Genomic DNA, 5047 nt, shown 5'->3' on the forward strand with positions numbered 1-5047 from the left:
GTGCGCCCCCTCGACGCCCACCCCGCGTTCCTCGTACAGCTCACGGAACGCCGCCTTCAGCCCGTCGATCTCCACCGGGTCGCCGAGCTTGGTTCCCGTGCCGTGCGCCTCGATGTAGCCGACGGTCCGCGGGTCGATCCCCGTCCTGCTGTAGGCGTGCCGGATCAGGGCGGCCTGGGCCTTGGGGTTCGGGGAGGTGAGTGAGTTGGAGCGGCCGCCGTGGTTCTCAGCGGTGGAACGGATCAGGCCGTAGATGTGGTCGCCGTCGCGCTCGGCCGCCGAGAGCCGCTTCAGCACGAGCATGCCCACGCCCTCACCGCGCACATAGCCGTCGGCGCGGTCGGAGAACGTCTTGCACCGGCCGTCGGTGCTGAGCATCCCCGCCTTGCTGAAGCTGATGTGCCCGTCGGGGATGACCATGGTGTTGACGCCACCGACGACGGCCATGTCGCACTCGTCGCGTTCGAGCGACACCATGCCCCGGTGGATGGCGACCAGAGAGCTGGAACAGGCGGTCTCGACCGGCTCGCTCGGTCCGTGCACATCGAGGAAGTAGCTCATCCGGTTCGGGCCGACCGACGGAACGCTGCCAGTGGGCGACACGCTGCCGTCCCGGCCGGTGCTGCGGTCGGCCAGCAGGCTGTAGCCGGTGTCGTTCGTGCCGACGAACAGACCGAGGTTGCTGCCCGCCAGGCTGTCGGCGGCGTAACCGGCGTCCTCCAGCGCCTTCCACACGTACAGCATCAGCAGCCGCTGCTGGGGGTCCATGTGTACGGCGTCCTTCGGTGCGATGCCGAAGAACAGCGGGTCGAAGTCGGCGACGCCGTCCATGAAGCCGCCCCACTTCACGTTGGTGCGGCCCGGTTCCTTCAGGGGGTCGCCGTACTGGGCGCGCCAGTCCCACCGGTCGGCGGGGACCTCCGCCACGCAGTCGCGCCCTTCGCTCAGGTTCCGCCAGAACGCGTCGAGGTCCTCGGCCTGCGGGAACCGGCAGCTGACACCGACCACGGCGATGGGCTCGTCCCGCCGTTCCTGGCGGTCCCGCCGTTCCTGGCGGTCCTGGCGGTGTGTCGGGGTGGGAGCGGGCGCGGGCGCGGGCACGATCGGCGCGAACTCCGGCGTGGGCTCGGGCTCTTGTACGAAAGCCGGTTCGGCCGGCACGGTGCCGGACGGTCGCAGGCCCAGCCGTGGTGCCAGTAACGGACCGTACGCACTGACCAGATGCCCGCTGAAGGCCCGCAGGGTCGGATGCTCGAAGAGCACCGTGGGCACCAGTTCCAGGCCCAGGGAGTCGTTCACCATCGTCACCAGCTGGGTGATGACGATCGAGTCCAGCCCGTACTCGCTGAGCTCGACGTCCACGTCCAGGTCCGTGACGCTCACCTTGAGCAGCTCGCAGACCTTGTCGACCAGGACCTCGCGCACGCGTTCCGTCAGGGTCTCGGTGTCGAGGTCGCCGGTCTGCCGCTCGGCGCGGTCCTGTTTCCAGTCGCGGAGCAGGCGGAGCGCCTCGTCCTGCTCCACCCGTCCCTCGCGGATGAGCCGGTGCAGTTCGTCCAGGGAGTCGATTCGGGCGCTCATATCAGGCTCCTCCTGAGGTCGTCCGCGCTCAGTTCGCGTCGGCCGATGGCTTCGATCAGTTGCAGCAGAAAGGCGTCGTCGGGCTCGGACGGGGCGGCCGGTGCCGGTTCGGTGGGCGTACCGCCGCCGAGGGTGCGCGCGCTGAAGCCGCGGAAGCGTACGCAGACGTCGCCGTTGTCGTCGCAGAGGTCGAGGTCGAGGTGGCGGACGGCGCCCGGATGGTCGTCCGCGGAGAAACGGGCCACCGCCCAGCCGGAGGCCGGCGCGGCACCCACCACCTCAAGCTCGCGCAGGGCGTACGGCAACGCCGTGCGGGGGCTGCCGAGTTCGTCGGCGAAGAGCCCGGCCGTCGCTTGCAGGGCGGCGTCGAGCATGCTCGGGTGCAGCACGAAACCGCTCTCGCGGGCCGCGTCGGCGGGCAGCCTCAGCCGGGCCACCGCCTGCCGGGAGCCGGTGTGGAGCCGCTCGATCGCCCGCAGCGTCGGGCCGTAGGCCATGCCGATGTCGGAGAAGCGTGCGTAGCAGGTCTCGTGGTCCAGCACGGGCCCCTCGCACTGTGCCCTCAGGGCGGCGATGTCGAGCCGCTCGCCCGGCACGGCAGCCTGACCGCTCGTATGACGGTCCGTCCGACGCCGCAACCGGCCGCGGCCGAACACCAGGCGTTCGCCGCCGTCGTCCACGGTGTACACCTCGTAGCCGAGTTCGTCGTCGGCCCGGGAGGACAGCGCGACGTGCACATCGGTCTCCGTGCCGACCGTGAGCGGACGCAGCCAGGACGCCAGCCTCAGGGACCAGGTCCCGGCGTCGCCCCCGACGGTGCGGGCCGCCGCGGCGCGCGCCATCTCCAGGTAGGACACGGCCGGCAGGACGGGCACGGCCTGCGCGCTGTCGCCCGAGGGCCCGGTGTCGGCGCCCGGACGCCATCCGGACACCTCCCTCATCACCCGGGCCGCCACACGGTGGTCGGTGAGGAAGAACTCCCGGCCGGTGAAGCGCGAGGTGTAGCGGTGCTCGTCGAGGTCGGAGGTGTTCGCGTGCACCAGCGGGTGGTGCGGTGCCGGCGTCTGGGCCACGACCTTCTGCGCCACCGCCGTCTGTGTCATCGCGGTCTGCGCCACCGCCGTCTGTGTCATCGCGGTCTGCGCCACCGCCGTCTGTGTCATCGCCGTCTGCAGGGCGTTCGCGGGCCGGGTGGTGTCGACCCAGTGGCGTCGCAGGCGGAACGGATACGTCGGCAGCGGGACACGACGTGGGCGACGCGCGGTGTAGAGCCGGTCCCATGCCACGTCGGCGCCGCGCACCCAGGCGTCCAACAGGCGTGCCCAGTCCTGTAGTTCCACATCGGCGAGGTCCGTGAACGCCTCGAACCAGGCCGGCACGTCCGGGAGGTCCGTGCCGCGCGGGACCCGCCCGGCGACCACGGTGGCGATGGGCTCACCACGCAGCCAGGACTCCAGTCCCTCCCTCAGTTCGCCCACGCTGCGGGCCAGGCAGGCGAGGCGCTCGGTCATGGCCGTACGCCCCGTCTGGGAGGTGTACGCGATCGACACCAGGTCGGCGTCCGTACGGTCGCCGCGCCGCAGCGCGTCCACCCATCGCTGGGCGAGGTCGCGCAGTACCTCGGGGTGGCCCGCCGACAGCAGGACCGGGACCCCGGCGGCGGGTGCGCGGTCGCGGTCCGGTCCGGGGGTGTGCCGTGGCACGTACTCCTCCAGCACCACATGGGCGCCCACCCCGCCGAAGCCGAACGAGCTGACACCGGCCCGGCGCGGCAGTTCCCGGCCCTCACCGTCCCGCGGCGCGGGCCACGGCTGCCGCTCCCGCACCAGCCGGAACGGGCTGCCCTCCAGGTCGATGTACGGATTGACGTTCTCGCAGTGCAGCGACTTCACCAGCGTGCGGTGCCGCATCTGGAGCAGCACCTTGATCACCCCGGCGGCTCCGGCGGCGAGTTCCAGGTGACCGATGTTGGTCTTCACCGAGCCGATCCCGCAGTGCGTCTCCTCCACGCTCGCGCCGTGGTCCTCGTACAGCTCGCGGAAGGCCGCCTTCAGCCCGTTGATCTCGACGGGATCGCCGAGTTTGGTCCCGGTGCCGTGCGCCTCGACGTAGCCGACGGTCCGCGGGTCGATGCCCGCCTTCCGGTAGGCCTCGCGCAGCAGTGCGGCCTGGGCCTTGGAGTTGGGCGCCGTCAGGGAGTTGGAGCGGCCGCCGTGGTTCTCCGTGGTGGAACGGATCAGGCCGTGGATGTGGTCGCCGTCGCGCTCGGCCGCCGAGAGCCGCTTCAGCACGAGCATGCCCACGCCCTCGCCGCGTGCGTAGCCGTCGGCGCGGTCGGAGAAGGTCTTGCACCGGCCGTCGGGGCTCAGCATCCCCGCCTTGGAGATGCTGATGTGCCCGTCGACGCTGACGATGGTGTTGACCCCGCCCGCGATGGCCATCTCGGACTGGCCGGCGCGCATGGCCTGGATGGCCCGGTGGATGGCGACGAGGGCGCTGGAACACGCGGTGTCGACCGGCTCGCTCGGTCCGTGCAGATCGAGGAAGTAGCTCATCCGGTTCGGGCCCATGCAGGGCGCGGCTCCGGTGATGTCGTATCCCTCGATCACCGGGGAGTACCGGGTGACGAGGGTGGAGTAGCCGGTGCTCGTGGTGCCCGCGATGAGGGCCGTGTCGGTGCCCGCGACGGCGTTCGCCGAGTACCCCGCGTCCTCCAGCGCCTTCCACACGTACAGCATCAGCAGCCGCTGCTGGGGGTCCATCAGCTCGGCTTCCTTCGGGGAGATGTCGAAGAACAGCGGGTCGAAGTCCCCCACGCCGTTCATGAAGCCGCCCGAGGTCACGTTGGAGGTGTTGGGCTCCTTGACCGGGTCGCCGAAGTGGGCGCGCCAGTCCCAGCGGTCCGCGGGGACCTCCTGGGTGCAGTCGCGTCCGTCGTGCAGGTTCTGCCAGAAGGCGTCGATGTCGTCGGCCATCGGGAAGCGGCCGCTCATGCCGATCACGGCGATCGGCTCGTCGTCGGGGGCTGCGCCGGGCGCGGGAGCTGTGACGGGCGCAGGAGCTGTGCCGGTCACGGTCGCGGTGCCGGTCACGGCGGGTGCCCGGACGTCCGGTTCCTGCGTGGGCGGCTCCTCCGGGGCTTCCGGTGCCTGCGGGGCCTCCGGTGCGGCGGCGGTGATCAAGTCCGCGTGGTGGTCGAGCAGATGGTCCACGACCTCGTTCAGGGTGGGGTGTTCGAAGAACAGGGTCGGGGCGAGCGACAGTCCGAACTCCGCGTTGAGTTCGTTGGCGAAGCTGACGAACGACAGGGAGTCGAAGCCGTACTTGCTCATCTCCGCCGTGCCGCTGATCCGCTCCGCGGGCACGTCCAGCAGTTCCGACACGCGCGCGATCAGCCTCTTCAGCAGCGCCTTGTGGCGTTGGGCGCGGTCGGCGACCGGGGCGGGTGCGGGGAGGAGCTCGGGAA

Annotated in this window: 2 protein-coding genes; both read right to left on the reverse strand. The window is 71.2% G+C overall.

The window, feature by feature from the left end:
• Nucleotides 1–1581: type I polyketide synthase (locus tag FPZ41_RS44705; RefSeq protein WP_228023435.1), on the reverse strand; the 1581-nt coding region annotated here is incomplete at its 3' end.
• Nucleotides 1578–5047, reverse strand: a 3470-nt coding sequence (locus FPZ41_RS44710; RefSeq protein WP_194236448.1) for a type I polyketide synthase, incomplete at its 5' end; no start/stop codon positions are given. The genes FPZ41_RS44705 and FPZ41_RS44710, both read right to left, overlap by 4 nt.

The organism is Streptomyces acidicola (genome assembly GCF_009377235.1).
Classification (GTDB): Bacteria; Actinomycetota; Actinomycetes; order Streptomycetales; family Streptomycetaceae; genus Streptomyces; species Streptomyces acidicola.